Origin of the sequence: Frankia sp. AgKG'84/4, from assembly GCF_023242965.2 — a bacterium.
Classification (GTDB): domain Bacteria; phylum Actinomycetota; class Actinomycetes; order Frankiales; family Frankiaceae; genus Frankia.
Genome location: NZ_JALKFU020000565.1, coordinates 1 through 3,392, shown reverse-complemented (window position 1 = coordinate 3,392; position 3,392 = coordinate 1). Strand labels below are relative to the sequence as shown.

3 protein-coding genes are annotated in these 3,392 nt (G+C 70.9%); all 3 read right to left on the bottom strand.

The features are described from left to right. Nucleotides 1–503: 503 nt before the first annotated feature. On the bottom strand, nt 504–1,682 hold the full coding sequence (locus tag MXD58_RS23265) for a uroporphyrinogen-III synthase (protein WP_248837006.1): 1,179 nt from the start codon (nt 1,680–1,682) through the stop codon (nt 504–506). Continuing rightward, nucleotides 1,679–1,999: a nitrite reductase small subunit NirD gene (gene nirD / locus MXD58_RS23260; RefSeq protein ID WP_248837005.1), complete on the bottom strand. Its 321-nt coding sequence runs from the start codon at nt 1,997–1,999 to the stop codon at nt 1,679–1,681. The genes MXD58_RS23265 and nirD overlap by 4 nt, the downstream gene beginning before the upstream one ends. 35 nt (nt 2,000–2,034) lie before the next feature. After that, nucleotides 2,035–3,392: (2Fe-2S)-binding protein (locus MXD58_RS23255; RefSeq protein ID WP_250609917.1), on the bottom strand; the 1,358-nt coding region annotated here is incomplete at its 5' end.

The following is a 3,392-nucleotide window of genomic DNA, read 5'->3' as shown; positions in this document are numbered from 1 at the left end:
TTTCCCCGCGAACGCACACCCATCGCACACCCCGAACATCACAGCCAGTCACCACCCGGAGATCTCAAACACCTTCTGAGAGCGTCGAAATGATGTCCGGGCGAGTCGACGCCAATTACGCAGGGTAAATTGCTGGCTGGCAGGCCGGGTGGCGTGCGGGTAGTGCGCGCGGGCTTCTGATCTGTGGATCCGCTGTGAAAGGAAGCGGATCGGCGTTCTTCCTGATGGCGTTCGGCGGATTACAGTGAGCTATGTGGAGTGGCGACACATAGCAGCATGGTGTGAAGTGGAACACATTGCGCTGGAGTGGCTACCGCGTGTTCTCGATGTACGTAGCCGGGTGCGCCTGTCGGTGGCGCTGGACTCGCCGACCTCGCCTCTTGGGTGCGGGCGCTCATAGGCAGGGCGATGGGCGCGCTGTCAACCAACGGTGGCCTCGGTACAGGGCCCAGTGGGAGCTGCTTTCGGACCTGCTGGGTTGAAGTGGGAACGGGCTCGCCCGGTCAGTAGCGCCAGTCGGCCGGGTCGACGGCGGCGCGCTCGGGGTCGAACGCGAGGCGGTAGCCGCGTTTGGCGACGGTCTGGATGAGCCGAGGGTCGCCGAGGGCGGAGCGCAACCGACCGACGGCGACCTCAACGGCGTGCTCGTCGCCGCCGCCGGGTGGGAGTAGCTCGCGGCGGGTGACGACATGGCCGGGCTGGACGGCGAGCCGGCGCAGGAGCGCCATCGCGGTGCGGCCCAGCGGCATGACCCGTTCGTTGTCGACGACGACGGCCTGGCCGCGGATGTCGATCCAGCCATCGGCGACGGGCAGGATCCGGCCGCGGCGCCGCGGGACCTGCTCGACGATCTCGCGGACCAGTGAGCCCAGGCGGGCACGCGGTGGCTGGATCACGGGCAGTCCCTGGGCGAGCAGCGGGCCTGCGGTCACCGGGCCGACGCAGGCGGTGATGACCGGGCCGAGGAGCGCCTCATGCACGGCGTCGCCCAGGCCCTGCTCGTCCGCGGCGCGCAGGAAGCTGATCGCCGCCGGCGCGCTGGTGAACGCGACCGCGTCGAGGTCGAGGGTGGCGACGGCATCGATGAGCCGCCGCAGCGGGACCAGGTCGTCCGGCACGGTCCACCGGTAGACCGGCACTTCGATGACGTCGGCGCCGGCCAGACGCAGCGTCTCGACGAGGTCGGGCAGCGGCTCGCCGTGCAGCTGCACGGCGATGCGCCGCCCGTCGAGGTCGTACGTCTCGATGAGGTGCTCCAGCACCTCGTTCGACGACTCCGACGCCGGTGACCAGGTCTCCCGGAGTCCGCAGGCGCGGATCGCCCCGCGCACCTTCGGCCCGCGCGCCAACAGGACCGCGCCCTCCAGCGCTTTGCTCAGCGGCTCACCGAGGTCCCAGGCGTCGGCGGCGTCCATCCAGCCGCGGAATCCGATGCCGGTGGTGGCGACGACGATGTCCAGCGGCGCGCTCAGGCACCGTTCGGTCGCCTCGCGTAGCTGGCTGTCGTCGGCGAGCGGCACGATCCGGATCGCCGGACCGTAGCGCACGCAGGCGCCGCGGCGTTCCAGCGCGGCGCCGAACTCCTCGCGCCGGCGGGCCGCGGTGATCCCGACGGTGTAGCCGGCCAGGGGTTCGACCCCGGTCGACCCGCGTGGGCCGCCAGGGCTGGTGTCGTGACTCACGGTGCTTTCACCTCGACCGATCCAGCCCGCGTCCGGACCTCGTAGACCGGCACGGCGACGCCCTCGACGTCCAGGCACCGGCCGGTGCGCAGGTCGAAGACCTGCTTGTGCAGCGGGGAGGCCACCGTCGGTTGCGCCGCCCTCGTGCCGACGAGGCCGCGGGAGAGCACCCACGCGCCGGAGAACGGATCCTGGTTGCCGAGGGCGAACAGGCTGCCGTCATGCGCGCGGAACACCGCGATCTGGACACCGTCGATCAGCGCGGCCACCCCCCGCTCGGGTACCAGGTCGTCGTAGCGGCACACGGTGGTCCACATCGAGTCAGCATCCTCCCACGGCCGGGCCAGGGCCGTCATCGCGCGGTGTCCAGGGCCGTGTCCGCGAGGTCCGCGGCGACGGTCGGACGTGGTATCGGCATCGGCAGCAGCAGCGGGCGCGGCTGGTCGCGTTCGGTGACGAACGAGATGCTCGGGTCGGGGGTGTCCGGGGCGTTGACGAACGAGACGAACCGGGCGAGTCGCTGCGGGTCGTCGAGCACCGCCGCCCATTCGTCCTCGTAGCCGGCGACGTGGCGCCCGATCGCCGCGTCGAGCTCGCCGACGATGCCGAGCACGTCGTCGATCAGCACTGACCGCAGGTACGCCAGGGGGTCGACCCCGTCGGCGGACAGCGACTCGACCCAGGCCGACGTGCGTTGCAGCCGGTCGGCGGTGCGGACGTAGAAGAGCAGGAACCGGTCGATCGTGCGGACGAGGGTGTCGGTATCGACGTCGGTGAGCAGCAGGTCGGCGTGGCGGGGGCGGAAACCGCCGTTGCCGCCGACGTAGAGGTTCCACCCGTTGTCCGTGGCGATCACGCCGACGTCCTTGGACCGGGCCTCCGCGCACTCCCGGGCGCAGCCGGACACCCCGGCCTTGATCTTGTGGGGGGCGCGCAGACCCCGGTAGCGCAGCTCGAGGCGGATGGCCAGCGCCACCGAGTCGCCGACGCCGAAGCGGCACCACGTCGACCCGACGCAGGACTTCACCGTGCGCAGCGCCTTGCCGTAGGCGTGCCCGGACTCGAAGCCGGCGTCGACGAGTCGCCGCCAGATCGCCGGGAGCTGCTCGACGCGGGCGCCGAGCAGATCGATACGCTGCCCGCCGGTGATCTTCGTGTAGAGCTCGAAATCGCGGGCGACCTCGCCGATGGCGATGAGCCGCGCCGGCGTTATCTCCCCACCAGGAATGCGCGGCACCACCGAATAGGTGCCGTTGCGCTGGATGTTCGCCAGGAACGCGTCGTTGGTGTCCTGCAGGGCCGCCTGTTCGCCGTCGAGAATGTGTCCGCCGATGAAACTGGCGAGAATGGACGCGACCGCCGGTTTGCAGACGTCACATCCCCGGCCCTGCCCGTACCGCGCGATCAGCTCGCTGAACGTGGTGATGTTCTCGACCCGGACGACGTCGGCGAGCTCCACCCGGGAATACTCGAAATGCTCGCACAGTGCCCGGCTGAGCGTGACGCCGCGCTCGGCGAGCAGCGTGGCCAGCATCGGGACGCACGAACCGCAGCCGGTGCCGGCCTTCGTGCACGCCTTCACCTCGGCGACGGTGCTCAGTTCGGACTCGTCGATCGCGGTGTCGATCGTCCCCCGGGTCAGGGCGTGACAGGAGCAGACCATCGCGTCGGCGGGCAGCGCCGCCGCGCCGACCGCGCCCGTGCCGCCGC